General features: G+C 62.4%; 17 protein-coding genes. 7 read left to right on the top strand and 10 right to left on the bottom strand.

Annotated features, from left to right (window positions below; all coding sequences use genetic code 11):
• Window positions 1-103: 103 nt before the first annotated feature.
• The 3 genes from ACWTU9_RS13070 to moaA all read right to left on the bottom strand — a co-directional run bounded on the left by ACWTU9_RS13070 (window position 104) and on the right by moaA (window position 2,121).
• A complete protein-coding gene (locus tag ACWTU9_RS13070; protein ID WP_455858618.1) occupies window positions 104-460 on the bottom strand; it encodes a hypothetical protein in 357 nt (118 codons plus the stop codon).
• Window positions 461-557: 97 nt separating this feature from the next.
• Complete coding sequence (locus tag ACWTU9_RS13065) at window positions 558-1,070, bottom strand: hypothetical protein (protein WP_455858617.1); 513 nt, start codon at window positions 1,068-1,070, stop codon at window positions 558-560.
• 55 nt (window positions 1,071-1,125) lie between these two features.
• The gene (gene moaA, locus ACWTU9_RS13060; RefSeq protein WP_455858616.1) at window positions 1,126-2,121 is read right to left on the bottom strand and encodes a GTP 3',8-cyclase MoaA; all 996 of its coding nucleotides are present in this window, start codon (window positions 2,119-2,121) and stop codon (window positions 1,126-1,128) included.
• Between the two features lie 200 nt (window positions 2,122-2,321).
• Between moaA and ACWTU9_RS13055 the strand changes: the two genes are divergently transcribed.
• Together ACWTU9_RS13055 and ACWTU9_RS13050 are read left to right on the top strand one after the other, a co-directional pair.
• Window positions 2,322-2,675, top strand: a complete 354-nt coding sequence (locus ACWTU9_RS13055; protein WP_455858615.1) for a gamma-butyrobetaine hydroxylase-like domain-containing protein — start codon at window positions 2,322-2,324, stop codon at window positions 2,673-2,675.
• Window positions 2,676-2,742: 67 nt separating this feature from the next.
• Window positions 2,743-3,354, top strand: coding sequence for a pyridoxamine 5'-phosphate oxidase family protein (locus ACWTU9_RS13050; RefSeq protein ID WP_455858614.1), 612 nt, complete (start codon window positions 2,743-2,745; stop codon window positions 3,352-3,354).
• A 35-nt stretch (window positions 3,355-3,389) separates the two neighbouring features.
• Here ACWTU9_RS13050 and ACWTU9_RS13045 read toward each other — a convergent pair whose 3' ends face one another.
• Window positions 3,390-4,556, bottom strand: a complete 1,167-nt coding sequence (locus ACWTU9_RS13045; RefSeq protein WP_455858613.1) for a hypothetical protein — start codon at window positions 4,554-4,556, stop codon at window positions 3,390-3,392.
• Window positions 4,557-4,613: 57 nt separating this feature from the next.
• A complete protein-coding gene (locus ACWTU9_RS13040) occupies window positions 4,614-5,066 on the bottom strand; it encodes a MarR family winged helix-turn-helix transcriptional regulator (RefSeq protein WP_454586936.1) in 453 nt (150 codons plus the stop codon).
• Window positions 5,067-5,114: 48 nt separating this feature from the next.
• Between ACWTU9_RS13040 and ACWTU9_RS13035 the strand changes: the two genes are divergently transcribed.
• On the top strand, window positions 5,115-6,023 hold the full coding sequence (locus ACWTU9_RS13035) for an alpha/beta hydrolase (RefSeq protein ID WP_455858612.1): 909 nt from the start codon (window positions 5,115-5,117) through the stop codon (window positions 6,021-6,023).
• 21 nt (window positions 6,024-6,044) lie between these two features.
• On the opposite strand, the gene ACWTU9_RS13030 is transcribed toward ACWTU9_RS13035, so the two are convergent.
• Window positions 6,045-6,443, bottom strand: coding sequence for a rhodanese-like domain-containing protein (locus ACWTU9_RS13030; RefSeq protein WP_455858611.1), 399 nt, complete (start codon window positions 6,441-6,443; stop codon window positions 6,045-6,047).
• A gap of 373 nt (window positions 6,444-6,816) precedes the next feature.
• Between ACWTU9_RS13030 and ACWTU9_RS13025 the strand changes: the two genes are divergently transcribed.
• Window positions 6,817-8,691: a L,D-transpeptidase family protein gene (locus ACWTU9_RS13025; RefSeq protein ID WP_455858610.1), complete on the top strand. Its 1,875-nt coding sequence runs from the start codon at window positions 6,817-6,819 to the stop codon at window positions 8,689-8,691.
• A gap of 91 nt (window positions 8,692-8,782) precedes the next feature.
• On the opposite strand, the gene ACWTU9_RS13020 is transcribed toward ACWTU9_RS13025, so the two are convergent.
• From ACWTU9_RS13020 to ACWTU9_RS13010, 3 genes are all read right to left on the bottom strand, one after another.
• Window positions 8,783-9,247, bottom strand: a complete 465-nt coding sequence (locus tag ACWTU9_RS13020) for a hypothetical protein (protein ID WP_455858609.1) — start codon at window positions 9,245-9,247, stop codon at window positions 8,783-8,785.
• A 98-nt stretch (window positions 9,248-9,345) separates the two neighbouring features.
• Window positions 9,346-10,086, bottom strand: coding sequence for a lysozyme inhibitor LprI family protein (locus tag ACWTU9_RS13015; protein ID WP_455858608.1), 741 nt, complete (start codon window positions 10,084-10,086; stop codon window positions 9,346-9,348).
• A gap of 81 nt (window positions 10,087-10,167) precedes the next feature.
• Window positions 10,168-10,425, bottom strand: coding sequence for a PepSY domain-containing protein (locus ACWTU9_RS13010; RefSeq protein WP_454575100.1), 258 nt, complete (start codon window positions 10,423-10,425; stop codon window positions 10,168-10,170).
• A 346-nt stretch (window positions 10,426-10,771) separates the two neighbouring features.
• Here ACWTU9_RS13010 and ACWTU9_RS13005 point away from each other — a divergent pair, with 346 nt between their 5' ends.
• Window positions 10,772-12,544 (top strand): adenylate/guanylate cyclase domain-containing protein, encoded by a 1,773-nt coding sequence (locus tag ACWTU9_RS13005; protein WP_455858607.1) that lies wholly within the window; start codon window positions 10,772-10,774, stop codon window positions 12,542-12,544.
• A gap of 129 nt (window positions 12,545-12,673) precedes the next feature.
• The gene (locus tag ACWTU9_RS13000; protein WP_455858606.1) at window positions 12,674-16,999 is read left to right on the top strand and encodes a cytochrome P450; all 4,326 of its coding nucleotides are present in this window, start codon (window positions 12,674-12,676) and stop codon (window positions 16,997-16,999) included.
• Window positions 17,000-17,006: 7 nt separating this feature from the next.
• Here ACWTU9_RS13000 and ACWTU9_RS12995 read toward each other — a convergent pair whose 3' ends face one another.
• On the bottom strand, window positions 17,007-17,693 hold the full coding sequence (locus ACWTU9_RS12995; RefSeq protein ID WP_454586927.1) for a Crp/Fnr family transcriptional regulator: 687 nt from the start codon (window positions 17,691-17,693) through the stop codon (window positions 17,007-17,009).
• A gap of 554 nt (window positions 17,694-18,247) precedes the next feature.
• Here ACWTU9_RS12995 and ACWTU9_RS12990 point away from each other — a divergent pair.
• Window positions 18,248-20,515 (top strand): DNA/RNA non-specific endonuclease, encoded by a 2,268-nt coding sequence (locus tag ACWTU9_RS12990; RefSeq protein ID WP_455858605.1) that lies wholly within the window; start codon window positions 18,248-18,250, stop codon window positions 20,513-20,515.

Raw genomic sequence — 20,515 nt, 5'->3', positions numbered from 1 at the left:
GTAGCAGCCGGCGGCAAGACAGCAACGTCAAAGAAATAGGCCACGGACTTTCATCCGTGGCCTGCAAAATCCTCGAGAGGGCCGGTCAGGTGGACCCGCAGCCTCATTTCGGCGTCAGCACCTCGGTGCCGCTGCCGTTCTTGCCGGCGATGGTCCACAGGCCGTGCAGCGAGCCGTCATCCTCTACCTTGTAGACGACGAGGCCGATTTCCTTGCCCATGACATAGCCGGCGGAGAAGGCATTGTCGTTGCGCATGCAGATGCCGTCCGAGGACGACCCGCCCGTCTCCCAGTGGATGGTGCAGGTGGTCTCGCTGGTCAGCGTGATGGTAGCCTCGCCGCCATATTTCGAGCCGTCGAAATTGGTGCCCGCGACGGTGTAGGTGCCGCCGATCGACTGGGCCGCAGCCGGCGCGACTAAAAATCCAAGCATTGCAAGTGAAATCAGAACGGTGCGCATGTCGTATTCCCCCAAAGACGAGCGAAGAGCCGCTATAGGCCGAAATTTAGGGCGGAACGCGATGGCGGTAAATCAGGTTTGCAGATTGGAGAAAGGTTTATTCCCAGTGTGACCCGGATGCCTCGTGCAGGCTGCGGGCGATGGCGCCGATCAGTGGATCATATTTCGCCTTGAGCGACGCTGGATATTCGATCCGGACGGTATGGATGACATCCTTTTTTCCGAATACGCTTCTCGCATAGAAGATCTTGTCGCCCTTGGTACCGGAGACAACCACCCAGTTCTTGCCGGTCTTGCTGTAGGTGACCGTGTAGCCTGGCTCGGTGCTGGCTTTTTCCTCGTCCACGATACTATCGGGCGTATTGTCCAAGGCATTGTAGCTGCCGCAACAGGCAAGGCTGGCGCCGTCGGCGCTAAGCCATTGTTGCCCGTCGCCATTATCTGGCTCGGGCATGCGTTTGCTGAAAATGTTTTCCGGGACGGCGCACACGGTACCGAAGCGCGCATTGATGTAGGTGAAAGGCTTCGCGGTCGCTGTTGTTGTGATGACCGTGACCAACGACAGAACCGCAGCCAGCGACGACAAACCGGTACGACAAACACGCAGCATGGGACCTCCTTGGCCTGCGACCAAAGACACTCCTTGCACCAAATCGCGGAGGAAATCAGCCGCCGGTGACGCTCATATGCCTGGACACCGAGGGGCGGCTGGTGCGGCGGTCGATGATGAAATCATGGCCCTTCGGCTTGCGGCCGATCGCTTCGTCAATTGCCGCAGCGACCAGTTCGTTGCCTTCTGACGCGCGCAGCGGCGCGCGCAGGTCGGCGGCATCTTCCTGGCCCAGGCACATATAGAGCGTGCCGGTGCAGGTCAGCCGCACGCGGTTGCAGCTTTCGCAGAAATTATGCGTCATCGGCGTGATGAAGCCGAGCCGGCCGCCGGTCTCGGCGACGTGGACATAGCGGGCCGGGCCACCGGTCTTGTAGGGAATGTCGCTCAGCGTGAACTGGCGCTCCAATGAAGCGCGCAGCAGGGACAGCGGCAGATACTGGTCAGTGCGGTCGGCGTCGATCTCGCCCATCGGCATGGTTTCGATGACGGTCAGATCCATGCCGCGGCCATGCGCCCAGCGCATCATTTCCGGCAGTTCGGCGTCGTTGAAATCCTTCAGCGCAACGGCGTTGAGCTTGACCTTCAGCCCGGCCGCCTGCGCGGCGTCGATGCCCGCCATGACCTTGCCGAGATGGCCCCAGCGGGTGATGGCGTTGAATTTGTCGGCATCCAGCGTATCCAGCGAGACATTAATGCGCTTGACGCCGCAATCGGCGAGCTCGGCGGCAAAACGCGACAGCTGCGAACCGTTGGTGGTCAGCGTCAGCTCTTCCAGCGCGCCGCTTTTCAGGTGCCGCGAGAGCTGGCGTACCAGATGCATGATGTTCTTGCGCACCAGTGGCTCGCCGCCGGTGAGGCGCAGTTTGCGCACGCCCTTTTCGATGAAGACGGTGCAGAGCCGGTCGAGTTCCTCGAGCGACAATAGATCCTTCTTGGGCAGGAACGCCATGTCCTCGGCCATGCAATAGGTGCAGCGGAAATCGCAGCGGTCGGTGACCGACACGCGCAAGTAGCTGATCGTGCGCCCGAAAGGATCGATCATGTTCATGCGTCAAGCGTTTCCAATGGCTGCGAGTGGCGCCGTTATATACAGCTATGTGATACGAACCAACCCGCCATTCAAGATAGCGGCTCTTGATCTTTGGTAACATTCCCTGGCCGACATCCGATGTCGGCCGCGTCCAAATGGCCTTTTCCGGCCGCGCGAAGCAGCGTAGGGAAGGGCGGATTGAGGCAGGATTGAAAACGATGACGGCGCCGAAGGAACTCCGGGTCTCGAAGGACAGAAAGCTGCTGTCGGTCACCTTTCCCGATCATCGCCCGTTCGAACTGCCGGCCGAATTGCTGCGCGTCGCATCGCCCTCGGCCGAAGTGCAGGGCCACTCGCCGGACCAGCGGGTGACGGTGCCCGGCAAGCGCAACGTCACCATCCTGAAGATCGAACCGGTCGGCAATTATGCCGTGCGCATCACCTTCGACGATTTCCACGACACCGGCATCTTCACCTGGAACTATCTGCATACGCTCGGCCGCGAAAAGGACGAGCGCTGGAATGCCTATCTCGCCGAACTCCAGGAGAAGGGGCTGAGCCGCGACCGCTAGTTCGTCGCTGTCGTCAAAACGTCATTGATTGGGAGTAGCGCCGGCAAAGGTTCGGAGATGGAAAAAATTGTCTGAGATCACATCGGTTGAACAACTCGAAGCGCTCTACGGTCTGCCCGGCGAAGCGTCGACGGTCAAGGAACTCGACCATGTCATCCCCGAATATGCCGCCTTCATCGAAGCCTCGCCCTTTGTCGCGCTGGCGACGAGCGGGCCGGAAGGCCTCGACTGTTCGCCCCGCGGCGATCTCGCCGGCTTCGTGCGCATCCATGATCCGAAGACGCTGATGATGCCGGACAGGCGCGGCAACAACCGCGCCGATTCGCTGAAGAACATCATCAGGGATTCGCGCGTCGGGCTGCTGTTCCTGGTGCCGGGCTCGGGCACGACGCTGCGTGTCAACGGCCGGGCGCGCATCACCACTGACGCCGCGCTTTGCGCCTCCTTCACCGTCGAAGGCAAGCCGGCGCGCTCGGTCACCGTGGTCGATGTCGATTCGGTCTATTTCCAGTGCGCCCGCGCCATCGTCCGCTCGGAGTTGTGGAACCCGGCAAAGCATGTCGACCCGAAATCGCTGCCGACACCCGGAAAAATCCTGGAAGTCACCAGCCGCAAGAACATTGACGGCGAAACCTACGACAAGGAATGGCCGGAACGGGCGAAGAAGACGATGTGGTGAGCGGTTTTATCCTTGGGCGAGACTGTCCCGAAGCGCTATTTTCCCAACTTGACGAACAGCACCGACCCTATTTTGTCGCCCAGTTGCGCAAGGATCATCGTGTCGTTCGAGGCCCAAATGAACGGCCGCTGGCCGCAACAGACTGTGGGGAACAATCCTCCGCCGATAAGCAACCGGGCCGGCTTGCCGGGCGCCTCTGCGAGAAACAGGCCGCCGGGCATATCGGCGTTGGTTCGGTCGTAGGTGATATAGGCGAGCGCCGACCCGTTTGGCGACCATGCCACCCCGACGACGTTCTGGGCATGATCGACAGGCACGATCTTGCCGCTGGCAAGGTCCAGTACCTTGGCGTCAACGCCGCTGAGCGTTCGCGCAAGCAGCAGCAGGAATTTTCCGTCGGCTGAAAAAGCGAGCCCGCCCGGCTGGCCGGCGTCGGTCATCGATGCGACGCGCTTCGGCGTCGATTCGCCGAGGACCAGGAGATAGATGCCGGCTTTGTCGGGATTGTCCTTGTCCGCCACGCTGTAGGCGACTTGCTTGCCATCCCCCGACACCGTCATCGCCCAGACCTGGAGCCCGCCCTTGGCGGCAATTTCAAACGCATGTTTGGGGTCGCCGCCTCCAGCTTCGATCGTCATCAGGCTCGTCGAAGCACCTTGCTGGAAGCCCCCGCCTGGGATCGCGTAGCGGATGAAGGCGATGGTGTCGTTGTCGATCCAATGGGCGAGGAGGTCCAGGTTCGCCGGCCCCTTGCCTTTCAGGATGCTGCCGTCAAAATTATCCTCGGTCAAATTCCTGACGGCAAATGTCGCCGGATCGAAAAGCCGAATGTCGGTGTCGCGGAAAGCTAGCAATGCATTGGTGTATGTCGGCATCAGCAACTGGCTGCCGGATAGCGACCAGAACATGTCGGCCGCTTCGCCCGGTCGGTTTTCGGGTGTGGATTGCGCGCAGCCGATTTTTGCCCAGGGCCCGACCTGAGACGGAGCCAGCAGGCAGAACTCGGGGTCGTTGAGGTGAAGCACCCGGCTGCCGTCGGGTGAAAGCAGTGCCGCCTTCTGGCCCGCACTGGTCCACATGTTTTCGATGACCCTGGTGTCGAGGACACGATATCCCGCGTAATCCTGTGCGGCCGCAGGCCCGCACAGAGCCGCAACGATGCCAGCGACAAGCATGGAAAAACTGCGCAGAGTGAGATGCATATCGATCCGCCCTCAGACGAAACGCAAGAGCATGATCCTGGATCATGCCCCGGCTGCTCAGGTATCCTTCAGAACATCGTAGATCTTGCGCATCTGATCGCCGATCATGTCGCATTGTTCCGGCGTCGATTGGCTCATCGCCTTCTCGATCAGCGCCATATGCACCTTCAGCGCCTTCATCAAAAGGTCCGTGCCGGCCTCGGTCAGCGTCAGCCGCAGCACGCGCTTGTCCTTCTCGTCGCCTTCGCGGCGCAGCAGCCCGCGCGCCTCGAGCTGCGGCAACAGCATGGTGATGTTGGAGCGGCCGACCAGCAGTTTGCGGGCGAGATCGTGCTGCGACATGCCGGGATGGCGATAGAGGTTCATCAGAACGTCGAGCTGCGCCGGCTTCAAGTCCAGCGGCGCCAGCTTCATCACCAACGCGCGCTCCAGCACATGGCAGGCGCGCGCCACCGCGACCCAGTTGCGGAAGCGCGGGTTGTCCCAGGGCAGGTCTTGTTTAATGTTCATGTTTGAACTATTATGTTCATGCTTGAACGGAATGGATGGATCGCCACTATGGCATCATTTGGACTGAAGGTCATCCGGGGCGTGTTCGGCGCCGCCGAGCATGTGGCGCCACGCCTGAGCGGCCGCGCCGCCTTCGAACTGTTCTGCCGCACGCCGAGCGTGAAGGCGCTCAGCGACGGCGAGCGGCGCGCGGTCGACCGTGCGGCGGGCTTCATGGCCGAGGCGCGCCACCATCGGCTGAAGACCAGGAACGGCTGCGTCATGGTGCACGAATTCCGGCCCGAGCCGGGCAGGGCGTCCGCCGGCACAGTGCTGGTGATCCATGGCTGGCGCTCGCGCACCGAATATATGCGCGCGCTGATCGAAGGCTTTCGCGGAGCCGGTTACAGGGTCGCCTCGCTCGACCTGCCGGGCCACGGCCAGTCACTGGGCCGCCATCTCAACATGGTCAACGCGGTCGAAGCGGCAAAGGTGGCTGGTGAATGGTTCGGGCCGTTCAAGGCGATCGTCGGCCATTCCTTCGGCGGCGCTGTTGCCGCCAATGCCATTGCCGGTTCGATCAGAGGGATCCAGCCGGTGGCGGCCGAACAACTCGTGCTGATCGCCGCACCCAGCTCCTTGCCGGCAATCTTCGCCGACTTCAGCCACATGCTCAATGTCGGCCCGCGTTCGCAGGTCTCCATGGCCGATCAGGTGAAGCGGCTATCCGGCAGGCCGCTCAACGAATTCACCGGCGACCGCCAATTGGCCGAAGCGCCGGTGCCGACGCTGGTTATCCACGCGCCCGATGACCGCGAGGTTTCTGCCGACCATGCCAAACGCTACGCCGGCGCGGGCAGCCATGTGCGGCTGCATTGGGCCGACGGGCTCGGCCACCGCCGCATTCTCGCCGACAAAGGCGTCGTCGAACGCGCCGTGACCTTTGTTAGAAGTGAACGCGAGCCGATGCTGCATTGATCGAGACGCCGGCGAAATGAGCTAGCCCCTCTTCCTGCCGCCCGGCTCGACCGGCAATCCGGCCGCCTTCCAGGCGGTGTAGCCGCCGAGTATGTGCTTGACCGGCTCCAGCCCCATATCCTGCGCCGTCTTGGTGGCGAGCGCCGAGCGCCAGCCGCCCGCGCAGAAGAAGACAAAGCTCTTGCCAGAGGCGAAGAACGGCTTGTGGTAGGGGCTTTCGGGATCGATCCAGAATTCCAGCATGCCGCGGGTGACATGCTTGGCGCCGGGAATTTGGCCATCCCGCTCCACCTCGCGAGGGTCGCGCAGGTCGACAAAGATGGTGTCCTCGTCGTCGAGCAGCCCGGCTGCTTCCTCCGGCGACACGACCTCGATCTCGGCATTGGCCTCGTCGAGCAACTCGCGATACCCTTTTTTCACGAACAATCCCTCCCGGTCGCGCGGTTTCGCCGCTGACCCGATTTCCAGCACAACATCGGTACTTTGTCACGCCGTTCCGGCCAGCCCCTGCCATGCCGCCATTGCCCCGGCCACGATCGCCAGAAGTGACGCACGCGAGGCGCCGTTCGTTGCCTCGAAGGCGGCAGCCGTTCATATGGGGGAGGGCGGCGGCAACGCCGCCCCAGCCGTCACGATGTTGTGAAACCGTTCTGCAACAGACCCGTCGAAATTTATGGAAGCTTAACGAAATCGGTATGAATCAGTATAGTAGCGCCTTACATCCGCCATGCGGTTGGCAAGATCGTCTAGCGGCGCGGAACGGGAGCCGGCTTGCGGCCGGAGCGGGTGATCCATGAAATTTCTGGGAAGTAAAGCCACTGTGATGCCGCTTGCGGTTGCGGCAACGCTGGCCTTCGGGGTACCGCAGGCTGGCGCGCAGGGGCTGTTCGACATGCTGTTTGGCGGCGGCGTCAGGCACGACCCGCAAGGCGAATTCCCGCCGCCACCCAAGCGCAAGCCGAAGCCGGCCGTATCAGGTGGCAGCAGGATTAGCAGCCCGTCCTACTACACCTACAAAGCCGACCGTCTGGTTCGCGTCGACTTCACGACATTGGTGGCCGCGCCGCCTCAGGTGGCAACTGCCGAGGACGCTGCCTTTGTACCATCGGCGACAAGCACCGCCTTCCGCGAAGCCGTTGCAGGCCTAAGCGACTACGAACTCTATGCCGAGCCCGATATCGCCAAGGCGCTGATTGCCTATTACTCGGCCAATCCGGACTTCATCTGGGTGAACGAAGGCAACCCCAATGCCCGCGCCCAGGATGCGGTGCGGGTGCTTGGCGAAGCGGCAAGCTACGGTCTCACGCCGGCCGACTACTCGGTCGAGGTGCCGGCAGCCAACGCATCGGCGGTCGATGCCGACGCGCATCTGAAGGAGCTCGTGCGCTTCGAGATGGCGCTGTCGGCGCGCGTGCTGCGCTATGCCCATGACGCCCAGAGCGGCCGCGTCGATCCCAACCGCATCACCGGCTACTATGAATTTCCGCCGAAGCCGGTCGACATGGAAGGCGTGCTGAGGACGCTCGCCCACACCCAGCAAGTGCGCACCTATCTCGAATCGCGGCATCCGCAGAATGCGGAATATCAGGCGCTGCGCGTCGAACTGGAATCGCTGCAGGCCAGCGCCGAAAACGAAATCGTCGTCGATCCCAAGCTGTTGCTGAAGCCCGGCGAGACCAGTGCTGAACTCCCGAAGCTGCTGACGCTGATTGCGCGCAATCTCGATGACGAGATGGGCGGCGCCTTTGGCGAAATCCTGGCCCGGCTCGGCGCCAGCGACGTCTATGTTCCCGAACTGGTGCCGGTCATCAAGGCCGTGCAGGTGAAGGCCGGCATGAAGGGCGATGGCGTCATCGGCCCGCGCACCGTCGCTTCGCTCGCCGGCGCCTCCAAGGCCGACCGGCTGCAGAAAGTGCAGGTAGCACTTGAAGAACTGCGCTGGATGCCGTCCGATCTCGGCAGCCCGCGCGTCTTCATCAACCAGCCCGCCTTCACCGCCAGCTATATCGACAATGGCGAGGAGAAGCTGAAGACCCGCGTCGTCATCGGCAAGACCACCAATCAGACCGCCTTCTTCTTCAAGGAGATCAAGCAGGTCGATTTCCATCCCTATTGGGGTGTGCCGCAGTCGATCATCGTCAATGAGATGCTGCCCAGGCTGCGTGGCGATCCGGGCTATCTCGATCGCGCCGGCTACGAGGTGACCGATTCGCGCGGCAGGCAGGTTCCCTCGTCGTCCGTCGATTGGGGCGCCTACGGTGCCAACATTCCCTACAGCGTGCGCCAGCAGCCGAGCGAAGCCAATGCGCTGGGTGAGTTGAAGATCCTGTTCCCCAACAAGCACGCCATCTACATGCACGACACGCCGCAGAAGTCGTTTTTCCAGCGTGACATGCGCGCACTGAGCCATGGCTGTATTCGCCTGCAGGATCCGCGCGGCATGGCGGCGGCGGTGCTCGGCACCTCGGTCGACGACATCGCCGAAAAGCTGAAGCACGGCCATGCGACCGAAGACGTTGCGCGCAAGATTCCCGTCTACGTCGCATACTTCACCGCCTGGCCGGACCTGTCCGGCAACGTCGAATATTTCAACGACGTCTACGACCGCGACACGCGGCTGATGCAGGCACTGGACGCAACCGAGGCGGTGCGTTCGCCGTCGAGCTGACCCCACCAGGGTTCCTCGTTCATCGAAACGAGGAACCTGTCCCATCCCTTTGGTTTCTTTAAACTATCAGACGGCCGCGCGTTTCGTGCGATCAGCGCTGGATGAGCGGACGCCGGAAGCCGGCGTCGCGGCCGGCGATCAGCCAATAGACCAGGCCGGCGACCAGGCCGGCGGCGGCGATGATGCCGATATCGGCCCAGCGTTGTGTGTCTTCTTCCGCACCCGGCCAGATCAGGAAGAAGCCCGCTGCTGCGGCAGCCGCGCCAAATAGCATGTGGACCAGGAAATTGCGCAGCGCGAAGAACTCGGCGATCAGCGCGAAGATCAGCGTCTGCAGGCCGGTCAATATGATGGTCAGGAAATAGACGAACATGCCGAGCGGCGGCCACAAAAGCACCACGACGGGCGTCACCCCCATGGCGCCAAAATAGTCCGGCGCGTTGGGCAGCGCGGCGAGCGCGCTGTAGATCACCACCACGGCGATCAACCCGATCAGCACCGAAACGAAAAACCCGGCAAGCATCATCAGGATGCGCTTCAAAACATGCTTTACCATCGCCAATGCACCCCCGTGCCCTGCAACTGTTGCGCGCAATGAGCCATCAAAGGCGTATCGGCGCAAGAGTGCACCCAACAGTGTTTTGCGGCAATTCTTCAGGCGCCGCCGCACATATGCTGCGAATCGGGCAGCACCCATGTGCCCTTTATCGTGAGGTCGACGCCATAGTAGACGCGGCCGCGTTCATCGCCCTCCGGGCAGTCCCGCGGGATTGATATCAGGCACATCACGACGGGGTCGCCGACTTTCGAGCTGGCCAGGCCCGGCTCGCGCTCATAGGAAACCCCGGCACCATCATTGCTGAATCGCGCCAGACTGCCGGCTTCCGGACTTGCGGTTTCCAGCGGGTCGTCGCCGAGCCGCGTCGTCAGCGCCGTGATGTGGGTAAAGGCACATTTTCCGATCGACGAGGGCAGGGGCTGGTCGGGGCTGCCCGGATGGCGCGCGGCGGTGTCGAGCGCCTTCTTGCCGATCAGGGCGACATTGTAGTCCTGCACCCAGGATGGCGCATTGCCATAGGTCTGCAGGGCGTTGTTCTGGGCACTGACGATGCAGGCGGCGTCCTGCCCGCAGGCATTCCTGTCGGCGATCAGCGCGCGGGCGATCTTGCGCTTGTCGCCGCCAAAGGCGGGCTCGAAGCCTACGAAGGCCTTGGCCACCAGCGCATCGATGGCCGACAGTTGCGGGTCGGCACAGATCGCCTTTTCCACCGGCAGATTGGCTTTGCGGCAATCGAAGGAAGGCCCCTCGGCACGTGCTGGATCAAGGCAGATCGCTCCGCCTGCCAGCGCCATGACGAACACGAGCCAATTGGCAATTCGATGGGAAGAAAGCATAGCCGCCCCGTTGTCCGACAACTGCCGCCATTCTAGGCAAAAAGCGCGGCGGACGGAATTGCCGAAGCTGTGCGAGCAGCGCTATTTCGGTTCGGCGGTCACCGGATCGAAGGTGATCTCGACTTTCGCCTTGTCGGCCGTGTAGTAGGTGACGGTGTAACCGTCCTTGTCCCAGTCGACCTCCTTCACATAGCGAAAGCCATCACGCTGTTCGACCTTGGCGATGATTGCCGACAGTTTCTGGGCGTTCGTCGGCGGCAGCGGCCTGTCATCCTCGGCAAAGGCTGTTGAGCCGGCTAGAAGAACAGCAGCGCCGGTCGCCAAAACAAGATTTCGCATGATTGCCCTCATTTCATGTTGGCATGGATCGCACGGGAAACTCGCTCGCAGGCCAGTTTGTTCCGCCAAGGCTCTGGTCGGGAAGGTACGCCAGGCTTTGGTTGGAACGACCATGCTCGTGATATTTGTGCTAACTGCTGGCTAACCATGTGCGTTACCACGACCTGCGCCTGGCAGATCGATGGTGGTAGAGCTTTCGCCAAGACCCTGCTAAAGTTCTGGTCCTGGCGGGGTGGCATGGCGCGCCAAACCCGCCGGGATTTCTTCTCTCAGTGCGCGGCGGAATGTTTCAGGAACGGGTCGTCGCCTGTGCTGGATCAGAACCAGAAGGGACCGGGGCTCCAACATGGCTGTACGGAACTACACCCGTCAGCTGGCGACAATCATTTCTATCGATGCCGTCGGGTTTTCACGGCTGATGGGCATCGACGATGAGTCTGCTGTCGCGGCATTTGAGGAGCGGCGAGACATCATCGCCGACAGCTGTGGCACGTTTGGCGGCCGCACGTTCGGCGACGCCGGCGACAGCATCATGGCCGAATTCGGCAATCCGATCGAGGCCCTGCGCGCGGCCTTCGATTTTCAGGGCCGCATCGTCGCCCTTAACGCATCCGCTGCCGACGATATGCGTATGCCGTTTCGCGCTGGCATCAACACCGGCGACGTCATCGTGCGTGGCGGCCGCCTTTACGGCGACGACGTCAACATCGCCGCCCGCATCCAGGAGTTCGCGCCGGGCGACGGTCTCGCCGTTTCGGAGACGACGTGGCACCATGTGAAGGACAAGACGGCAGCCGAATTCACCGATCTTGGCGAATTCATGCTGAAGAACATTGCGCTGCCGGTGCGCGTGCTTATCGCCGGCCGCGGCGGCAACGGATCCTCGCCTGCGGCATCGTTCGCAGCCATTCCTCAGGTGAACGCCCAGCAGAAGCTTTCGTCCAAGGGGCCGCCGGCTATCGCCGTGCTGCCCTTCCATGGCGATGGCGGCGAGCACGACATCGGCTATATGGCCGACGGCATCGCCGAGGACATCATCTACGGTCTTTCCAACACCAAGTGGCTCTCGGTCATCGCCAAGGGTTCCAGCTTCCAGTTTCGCGACGATACGCTGGGCACGCGGGTGATCGGCAACGCGCTTGGCGCGCGCTACATCGTCAGCGGCACGCTGATGCGCAATGGCAGCCAGATCCGCCTCAACACTTCACTGGCGGACGCGTCCAACGGGCGGCTGGTCTGGTCACAGCGCTTCGATCGCGAGCTGGTCGACATCTTCAACCTGCGTGATCAGATCGGCGCCGAGATCGTTTCGATCCTCGACAAGGAGGTCGATCGGGCGGAGCAGGCGCGCACCTTCCAGGTGCCGTGGGAAAGCCTGGAGACCTGGCAGCTGGTGCGGCGCGGTCGCTGGCACATGAATCGCCGCACCCGCGGCGACACCGAAACCGCGCTGGAATTCTTCCAGAAGGCCTACCGCGAGGATCCCAATTCAAGCGCTGTGCTGAACGAAATGGCGTGGTGGTATTTCTGGCGGGCATGGCTGCGTTTCGGCGATAGCGACGATTTGAACAAGGTCGAGCAGTTTGCCCGCAAGGCCTTGCTGATGGACAGCCTGGATGCGCGCCCGCACGCTCATCTCGGCGCCGTCGACATCATGCGGGGCGAGCCGCGATCGGCGGTCGACCATCTCGAGGAAGCGATCCACATTAACCCGAGCTTTGCCTTCGCGCGTTCGGCCATGGGCAGCGCCCAGCTGCTGCTCGGCAATGCCGCGTCAGCGATACCGTTCTTTCTCGACACCGAGCGATTGAGCCCGTTCGATCTCTACCGCTTCCACAATCTGGGGGAACTGACGGCCGCTTACAGTTTCGTCGAGGACTGGCCGGCGGCGATCGCCGCCGCCGACCGCTCGCTCAACCTGTCTCCCGGATATTTCTATGCCAGGTTCCTGAAAATCGGCGCGCTGATGCGCAGCGGCCGGCCGGAACAGGCGCGGCGCGAGATGGCCATTTTCGCCACCCGGCATCCCGATTTTTCAGAACAGCGCGTGCGCTGGATACCCTTCACCGACAAGGCCGCGAACGAGTTCCTCGTCGCCAATTTCCAACTGGCCAAATGAGCATGAGGCTCAATGCTGGCCGAACACGGATTAACTGTGAAAAAATTCACATACGTACAACCGATGCAAACCTAGGCGTTGAACGGCCGGCATCGCAATGACGTGGACAGCCGGGGGGCTTGAACGCGCATGACCAAACTGAAGTATTTCGACGGCATTCGAGAGGCCCAGAAAAACCAGCGACCGCTGTCGGAAATGCCGCCTTTCGATCTCGGCCGGATTCGCAAAACGGGCCTGTTGGCGCGCATCGCCGAATTTATCGTCGAAGATCATCCGCGCGTGTGGTTGGCGTTCTTGCGGCGCTTCCGCCCGACCGGAAAACTCTTCGGCGTTCTCCTGGTCACCAAGAACGCCGATGTCCGCGACATACTGGAGCGCGGCGACGAATTCCAAACCCCGTACGGCCCGGAAATGACCGAGTTCGCGCGAGGCTCTAATTTCATCCTCGGCATGCAGGACGGCGCCGACTATCGGCGCATGAAATCGTCGGTGCTGAGCGCCTTTCCACCAGCCGAAGTCGAAGCCGCCGTCAGGCCGATCGCGGCGCGTCATTCGCAAGAGATCATGATGCGCGCCAGCCCCGGCTTCGATGCGATCTCCAGGTTGATGAAAATCGTCCCGGTGCACATCTGCCGCGATTATTTCGGCGTCGAGATCGACGACGAATCCGAATTTGCCGACTGGGCGATCGCGCTGAGTGCGCTGTTCTTTTCGGATCCGGGGGCGAGCCCCGTGATGCGCGAACTCGCGGTGGTGGCGGGCGATAGGCTTCTCAAAGTCATCGACCGCTCCATCCAGTCGGTCCGGGACCGGGGCTTGAAGACCGAGCAGCCGCTGGCGAGGCTGGTTGCCCAGATGGACCAGGGCCGCTTGTCGCGGGACGACCTCAATTCGATCATGCTCGGCATGATCGCCGGCTTTGTCCCGACCAATGTGCTGGCCGCCGGCAATTGCCTCGACGTGATCCTGTCGCGCCCCGACGCTCGGCAAGCGATTGACGCGGCACTTGCCGAAAACGACACCGCCAAGCTCGACAAGGCCGTCCTTGAAGCCATGCGCTTCAAGCCGATCTGGATCGGTCCGTGGCGCTACACCGCCCGCGATGCGATCATCGGCAAGGGCACGCGCCGCGAGCGCCTGGTGAAGGCAGGCACCGTGGTGATGCCGGCCACCTTGTCGGCGATGTTCGACACGGACGCCGTGCAGAATCCGGACCGGTTCGATACATCGCGGCCGCATCGCGACTACATGGTCTTCGGCCACGGCATCCATCAATGCATCGGCGCCGAGATCGCCAGGATCCAGATCGGCGAAAGCCTGCGCGCTCTGTTCCAGAAGCAGGGCCTGCGCCGTCTGCCTGGCAAGGCCGGGCGGATGACGCGCATCGGCGCCTATCCGGAAACCCTCAAGGTCGATTTCGAACCGGCAGCACTCTGCCGCACCGTCACGCAGTCTATGGTGACGGTTGTCTGTCCAGTCACTCGATCCGGATCGCTGGACGCTGTCCGCGGGAAGGTCGCCAGCCTCGGCAATCCGGCCGGCGAAGAGGTTCGCACCGCGCTCGACATTGTCGGCACCATCCATTTCACCAGCCTGGCCGTTGTCGGCACTGGCGAGATCGATGCTGATTCCCGTCAGGAAAAAGGAGCTCTGGTGCTCGAGATTTCCGGTGACGGCAGCATCGATGACGTCATCAATGCCGTGACGCACGCCATCGGGCACCGGCTGCGGCCGATCTTCAAGGATGTCTGCGACCTGCGCGACGGTGGCGCCTTGAGCGACTTTCTGCGCAAGCACAATGTCGACATATCGCCGTCCTTCGGCAGCAACGCCGGGCTGGTGTTTTCCGGCACGCCCGGTCACTCGGTCCAGCGCATCAGGGCCGAGGCAGAGCTTTTCGAAGCTGTGCGCGGCATCGTGGAGCGGCCACGCAAAGGCGCCGGCAACGCTTCCGCCGTGCTCGCTGAAGCTCGCCAGCATCTTCAGTCATTGGGGACCTTTGCCTGGGCGTTCGAGCCGGCCGAAAGCCTGCTGGAAAAGCCGCCGGGCCATTGGGGTCGTGCTCTGATGACAACCTTGCTGGTACCGCCGGTCTTCGTCACAGTGGCGATCATCTGGGCTGCTTGCTGGTACATGACCTACAGCGTGGTGTTCGGCAGATCTATCGACATCAGTTCCCAGGAGATCTCCTTCACCGCCATAGCCGTAGCAATCACTTCACTTCTGTTGTCGGGACTTGGAGTGTTGGTGGCAGCGGCGCTGCTGGTGTTTTCGTGCTTGCTGGCGCTGCGGCGCCGCGAGGACCGGGACAAGCCGGAAAGCACATCGATCAGCATATCTGAATTGAACGCGATACTCGTCAAGGAAGACCACGCGGCGCAGAACCATCTGACCGCGATTTCGACGATGAAGGCTGGCATCTTGCGGCGGCTGGCGCTCAGGTTTGCCTTCTACCTGATCTCGATAGCTGCCCAGAAGGTGTTCAAGCCAGGCTTCCTCAACACCATCAACACCATCCATTTCGCCCGCTGGATACTGCTGCCCGGCTCCAACCGCCTGATGTTCTTCTCCAACTACGGTGGCAGCTGGGAAAGCTATCTTGAAGACTTCATCGCCAAGGCATCCGCTGGCCTGACCGGCGTGTGGAGCAACACCGTGGGCTATCCACGCACACGATGGCTGTTCCTTGACGGCGCGCGCGACGGCGATCGGTTCAAGCGCTGGGCGCGGCGCCAGCAGGTGCCGACACTGTTCTGGTACTCCGCCTATCCCCAAATCAACACAACGCGCATCCGGATCAATTCCCGGGTCAGGCGCGGCATTGCTTCCGCCGTCGGCAACGAGGCGCGCGACTGGCTGAGCTTGTTCGGTTCGCTACGGCGCCCGGCGAGCGAAACAACCACCGTTCAAAAGACCACCTCGCTGCTTGCCAATATCAGCTCTGCCTTTCCGGCGCCTCTCGAGCAGCAGCTGGAAACCGGCGAGATCCAGTCCATCTTCTTCGGCCCGCTCGGCCCGCTCGGTTATTCGCATATGCTTGCGATCCGCGTGCCGGACAAATTGCCGGCGCCCAAGCGCAGGGCCTGGCTCGATTTCGTTGTCGAGCAGACGAGTTTCGGCGAAGGCAGGCCGGCCGGGCGAGCCATGATAGTAGCCTTTGGTCCCGGTGGCCTGCGGCAGCTTGGGCTCGACGAGAGCGTGGGGGACGATCCACTGGAAACATTTCCGATCGCCTTTCGCCACGGCATGGGCAATCCGGAGCGTGGCCGCATACTGGACGACCGAGGCCGCGACGGCCCGGACGAATGGGAGTGGGGGTCGTTGGAGAACCCTGTGGACGCGGTCATCGTCTGCTATGCTGAAGAACCGGGACGGTTGAAGACCGAGATTGCCACCGTGAGACGAAAGACGACCGGTGCGGGCATGAAGGTCGTCGCCGAACTGCCGCTCGCCGTAAATCGGGGTCCGACCGACACGAATACAAAATCGTCCGACGGGGCAAAGCGTGACGATAAGTCGGAACGTGGGCCAGCCTACGAGCATTTCGGTTTCGCGGACGGGATTTCACAGCCGATTGTCCGGGGCACGACCCGCGCCAGCAGGGGCGCCGCGCCCATGCATCTGGTCGCGCCCGGCGAGTTCCTGTTCGGTTATCGTGACGAGCATGGGTTCTATCCAGCCTCGCCCTCGGTAAGCGCAGCGCGCGATCGGACCGGAATCCTTTCGCAGGTGCGCCGTAGCCGGCCGATTCCGGGCCTGCCGACACCGCCGCGCGATTTCGGCCGCAACGGCTCATTCCTCGTTATTCGCCAGTTCGAGCAGCATGTCGACGTCTTCAACGACTACTGCAAAAAGGCTGCAGCCTTGGTCGCGAGCGAACTCGGCAACCAAACCATCACGCAAGATTGGATTGCCGCCAAGATGCTCGGCCGCTGGCAGAACGGTAGCTCGCTGGTGCGCAATCCCGATCATCCGGGACGCGTCATCGACAACAACTTCGCCACTGGCGCCGAGGATCCGCAAGGCCATCGCTGCCCGCTTGGTGCCCACATACGCCGGTCCAACCCGCGCGATTCGCTGGGCGAGGACCGCGATACGCAGATCAATATCGGCAAGCGCCATCGTATCCTGCGGGTCGGCCGCACCTATGAGAAGCAGGATGGCAAGAATGGGAAGGTCGAAAAGGGGCTGCTCTTCATGTGCCTTAACGCCGACATCGAGCGCCAGTATGAATTCATCCAGCAGACCTGGGTTTCGTCGGCCACTTTCCAAGGCCTCGTCGCTGAAAAGGACCCGACGATCGGTTCGCGCGACCGCGATGGCAGGTTCACCATTCCGTCATGGGAAAAGGTCACGACGCTCCGTGACATGCCGCAATTCGTCACCACCAAGGGGGGCGGATATTTTTTCATGCCCAGCCGCTCGGCGCTGCGCTACCTGATTTCGCGGCTCTGATTCGGCGTCAATCGTCGTCCTGCGACTCGGCGATGTGGCGCAGCGCGCCGGTGTCGGTAATGCGCAGGCCGCCGCGTTTGATGGCAATGAACGAGCGGCTGCGCCAGTCGTTGAGCGTCTTGTTGACGGACTCGCGCGTGGCTCCGAGGAACTCTCCGAGCTCCGATTGCGAGATCGGTATCCAGCCGGCGGCGTCGGCCATCACCTCGGCCAGGAAGACCAGGCGCTTGGCCAGCCTCGCCTCGATGCCGAAAAAGGCCTGGTCGCCGAGCTCGCCGCTGACCCAGCGCAGCCGGGCGCACAGGAGCTCGATCATCGCGCGCGCCAGGGGCGGATTTTTTTCAATGCGATCAAAGAGTTGTGTTCTGCTGAGCGAGACCAGCTCGCACGCGGTAAGGCAGATGGCGGTGGCGGTGCGGGGCCGTCCGTCAAGCGCGCCGATCTCGCCGACCAGGCTGCGCGAAAGCTCGATATTGGCCACCAGCTTCTGGCCGCCGGGCGAATAGATCGAGATTTCGACCGTGCCGCTCATAACCCCATAGATGCGGTCGGCGGCATCTTCCTGGACGAACAGATGCTGGCCCGCGGCGCAGCGCTCGACCTTGCAGCCGCTGAACAGGATATCGAACAGCTTTGGATCGATACGTGCCAGGCGCGGCAGATCGTTTCTGTCGTTCGCGCCGCCAAAAGCCATGTTGAACGTCCCAATCGCCGCAATTGCCAAGTTTCACGGCCAAAGTTTAAGGCAAGAGTGCACCGCATCAAAGCCCGGTGTTGATCCCTTTGCCATTACGCCTTCTAACGGCGTGGAGCAGTGGTTGCGCCCAGTGTTGGCTAGCGCCAGGCGGAAAGCCGTCTGCACGCGCGGCGGGAGGAGCCGGAGGCGTGCAGACGACAACTTATGAAAATGGTTAGGTGATGAAAATTCCTGGTGCCTGCTAACCCTTGCAGAGCTGTCGAAATCGCGAAAAGGCGGCATGACCCGCAATGCCCGTTTCCCGCCGCTGCGATTGCTGGGCGCAAACAGCGCGAGCGTCTGTGATCGAGATCACATACGGCGGCGCTAAAATAATGCGACCGTGACACATCGCGCGAGCGACTGCGGGCGAAGACACATGCAAACGTCACACCTCAGTCATATTAGACGCGCGTAGATTTGTTTCCTTGCGTGCCAGCCAGAATTGCGCCAGTCTAAAATGGGGCAATACAGTTCTTTACTTTGGCAGAACCTTTGGGGGAGGGGCGACCATGCCGGTCAGCAGAGAGCAGCGTATCCGTCAATATCTTGATCTCGTCACCGGGGGCGAGGGGACTGAATCGGTCCTCGCCAACATGGACACGATGGCCGGTGACGCTCTGGAGTCCCTTGCGCCTACGGACGGCGGCAGGACGGAAGCGGCGTTTGAATCGGCGCGCGCCGGTGCGGAGAACCTCGCGCGAGGGGCCGAAGTCGCGCCCGAGCAGCTTTCGGATCTGGAAGCCATAATCATCCCGGAGTTGCGGCCGGTCTATGACATCAAGGATGGCACCTTCACGACGCTGACTTTCGACGGCGCTCCGACACCTGGGCATTCGCTGTGGAAGAAGCTTACCAGCGAGGCCGCATTGAGACAGCGCATCGAATCCGCCCTGCCGGCGATCGGGCGCATCGAGCTGTTGTGGAACACCAACATCCCCTATGGCGGCACCGGCTTTGTCGTCGGGCGCAACCTCCTGATGACCAACCGCCATGTCGCGCAGATCTTCGCCGCAGGCCTCGGCGACCGCAATCTGCAGTTCATCAACGGCCGCGCCGCCGGCATCGACTTCAAGCGCGATTCGGCAGTAGGAAACGTCTTCAAGATCCGAGATGTCCGGATGATCCATCCCTATTGGGACATGGCGATCCTCGAAGTCGAGGGCCTGCCCGACAACATCACGCCGCTGTCGCTCGCCGTCGCCGACGCGCGCGATCTGTCGCGCCAGGAGGTCGTCGCCATCGGCTATCCGGCGTTTGACAATCGCAACGCGGTCGATGTCCAGACCGAACTGATGCGCAACCGCTTCCAGGTCAAGCGCCTGCAGCCGGGCATGCTGCAAGGCAGTTTCGACACCGAGAGTTTCGGCAAGATCGTCAGCGCGGCCACACATGACTGTTCGACGACTGGCGGCAACTCCGGTACCGCCATGATCAATCTCGCCACCGGCGAGGTCGTCGGGCTCCATTTCGCCGGCCGCTATCTCGAACGCAACTACGCCGTACCCACTGGCGTGCTGGCCAGGGACCAGCGGGTCGTCGACCTCGGCCTCAATTTCGCCGGCGCCACCGGCGGCACCAACGATTGGGGCGCCTGGTGGAACAAGGCCGACAGCGCGTCGCCGGCCGAGGGGGTAAACCTGGTCGAGGTCGGCGGCGTAAAGCAGATCCCGGGCGTCGCCACCCAGACGCCGCCGCCCACCGGTGGAGGCGTCGTCGTTTCGCCCGGCGGCAGTGTCACCTTCGAAGTGCCGTTGCGCATCACCGTCTCGCTCGGCGCAACGCCTGCCCATGAGGCGATAACGGAATCGGTCGAACTCGAAGCGGCCAAGCCGACCCCTCCAGGCGGAGCGTTCGTTCCCAAATCGGTCGCCGACTATGACCGCTACGAGGGCTACGACGAAAAATTCCTCTCTGGCGGCACCAAGCTCGCGCCGGTCGTGGTGCCGATGCCTGAGGCCACCGACCCGTCCGTGCTGGCGCCGCTCAAGGCCGGCGGCACGCGGCTCGACTACCAGAACTTCTCGCTCAAGATGCACGCCAAGCGGCGGTTGGCCCTCTTCACCGCTTCCAACGTCACCGAGGAGAGCAACCTGCGCGAGCCGGAAAAGGGGCGCAACTATTCGCGCGGGGGCCTGTTCAGCGAGCGCTGGTTCCCGGATCTGCGGCTTGACGACAAGTACCAGATCCCCGACGTCTTCTATGTCAAGGATCAGGGCGCTTTCGACAAGGGCCATATCGTCAGGCGTGATGACGTGGCGTGGGGCAGCACCTTCGAGCTTCTGCTCCGGGGCAATGTCTGCTCCTTCCATGTCACCAACTGCTCGCCCCAGGTCGAGGGCTACAACCGCTCCGACAGTGGCGAGAAGAACTGGGGCGATCTCGAGAACCATGTCCTGTCCGAGGCGGCCAGCGAGCGGCTTTGCGTTTTCGCCGGGCCGATCCTGGCCAAAGACGACCGGACCTTTGCCGGCAAAGGCCCCAAGGGCAGCAGTCTTCGCGCGCTCGTGCCGCGCCGCTTTTGGAAAGTGGTCGTCGCCCGCGTCAATGACGGCCTCGCCAGCTATGGTTTCGTGCTCGAACAGGATCTCACCGACACGGAACTGGAGTTCACGGTCGCCGAAGAATTCATCGGCGCCATGTACCCGCTGACCGAAATCTCCGAAATGACCGGCGTCAGCTTCGACCAATCGCTGATCGACGCCGACCAGTACGAAACGGTCCGCGGCGCCGAGATCGCCCTGCGGGCAGGGTCGCGGAAACGAAAGAAGAAGAACTAG

This window comes from Mesorhizobium sp. 128a (assembly GCF_053848025.1).
This window is presented reverse-complemented; position numbering and strand designations above follow the sequence as displayed.

Bases quoted from the DNA above. Each gene is read 5' to 3' on its own strand.
- ACWTU9_RS13000 (WP_455858606.1), top strand. From the start codon at position 12,674: ATGACCAAACTGAAGTATTTCGACGGCATTCGAGAGGCCCAGAAAAAC.
- ACWTU9_RS13015 (WP_455858608.1), bottom strand. From the start codon at position 10,086: ATGCTTTCTTCCCATCGAATTGCCAATTGGCTCGTGTTCGTCATGGCG.
- ACWTU9_RS13010 (WP_454575100.1), bottom strand. From the start codon at position 10,425: ATGCGAAATCTTGTTTTGGCGACCGGCGCTGCTGTTCTTCTAGCCGGC.
- ACWTU9_RS12995 (WP_454586927.1), bottom strand. From the start codon at position 17,693: ATGGCTTTTGGCGGCGCGAACGACAGAAACGATCTGCCGCGCCTGGCA.
- ACWTU9_RS13020 (WP_455858609.1), bottom strand. From the start codon at position 9,247: ATGGTAAAGCATGTTTTGAAGCGCATCCTGATGATGCTTGCCGGGTTT.
- ACWTU9_RS13070 (WP_455858618.1), bottom strand. From the start codon at position 460: ATGCGCACCGTTCTGATTTCACTTGCAATGCTTGGATTTTTAGTCGCG.
- ACWTU9_RS13040 (WP_454586936.1), bottom strand. From the start codon at position 5,066: ATGAACATTAAACAAGACCTGCCCTGGGACAACCCGCGCTTCCGCAAC.
- ACWTU9_RS13055 (WP_455858615.1), top strand. From the start codon at position 2,322: ATGACGGCGCCGAAGGAACTCCGGGTCTCGAAGGACAGAAAGCTGCTG.
- ACWTU9_RS12990 (WP_455858605.1), top strand. From the start codon at position 18,248: ATGCCGGTCAGCAGAGAGCAGCGTATCCGTCAATATCTTGATCTCGTC.
- moaA (WP_455858616.1), bottom strand. From the start codon at position 2,121: ATGAACATGATCGATCCTTTCGGGCGCACGATCAGCTACTTGCGCGTG.
- ACWTU9_RS13025 (WP_455858610.1), top strand. From the start codon at position 6,817: ATGAAATTTCTGGGAAGTAAAGCCACTGTGATGCCGCTTGCGGTTGCG.
- ACWTU9_RS13035 (WP_455858612.1), top strand. From the start codon at position 5,115: ATGGCATCATTTGGACTGAAGGTCATCCGGGGCGTGTTCGGCGCCGCC.
- ACWTU9_RS13045 (WP_455858613.1), bottom strand. From the start codon at position 4,556: ATGCATCTCACTCTGCGCAGTTTTTCCATGCTTGTCGCTGGCATCGTT.
- ACWTU9_RS13065 (WP_455858617.1), bottom strand. From the start codon at position 1,070: ATGCTGCGTGTTTGTCGTACCGGTTTGTCGTCGCTGGCTGCGGTTCTG.
- ACWTU9_RS13005 (WP_455858607.1), top strand. From the start codon at position 10,772: ATGGCTGTACGGAACTACACCCGTCAGCTGGCGACAATCATTTCTATC.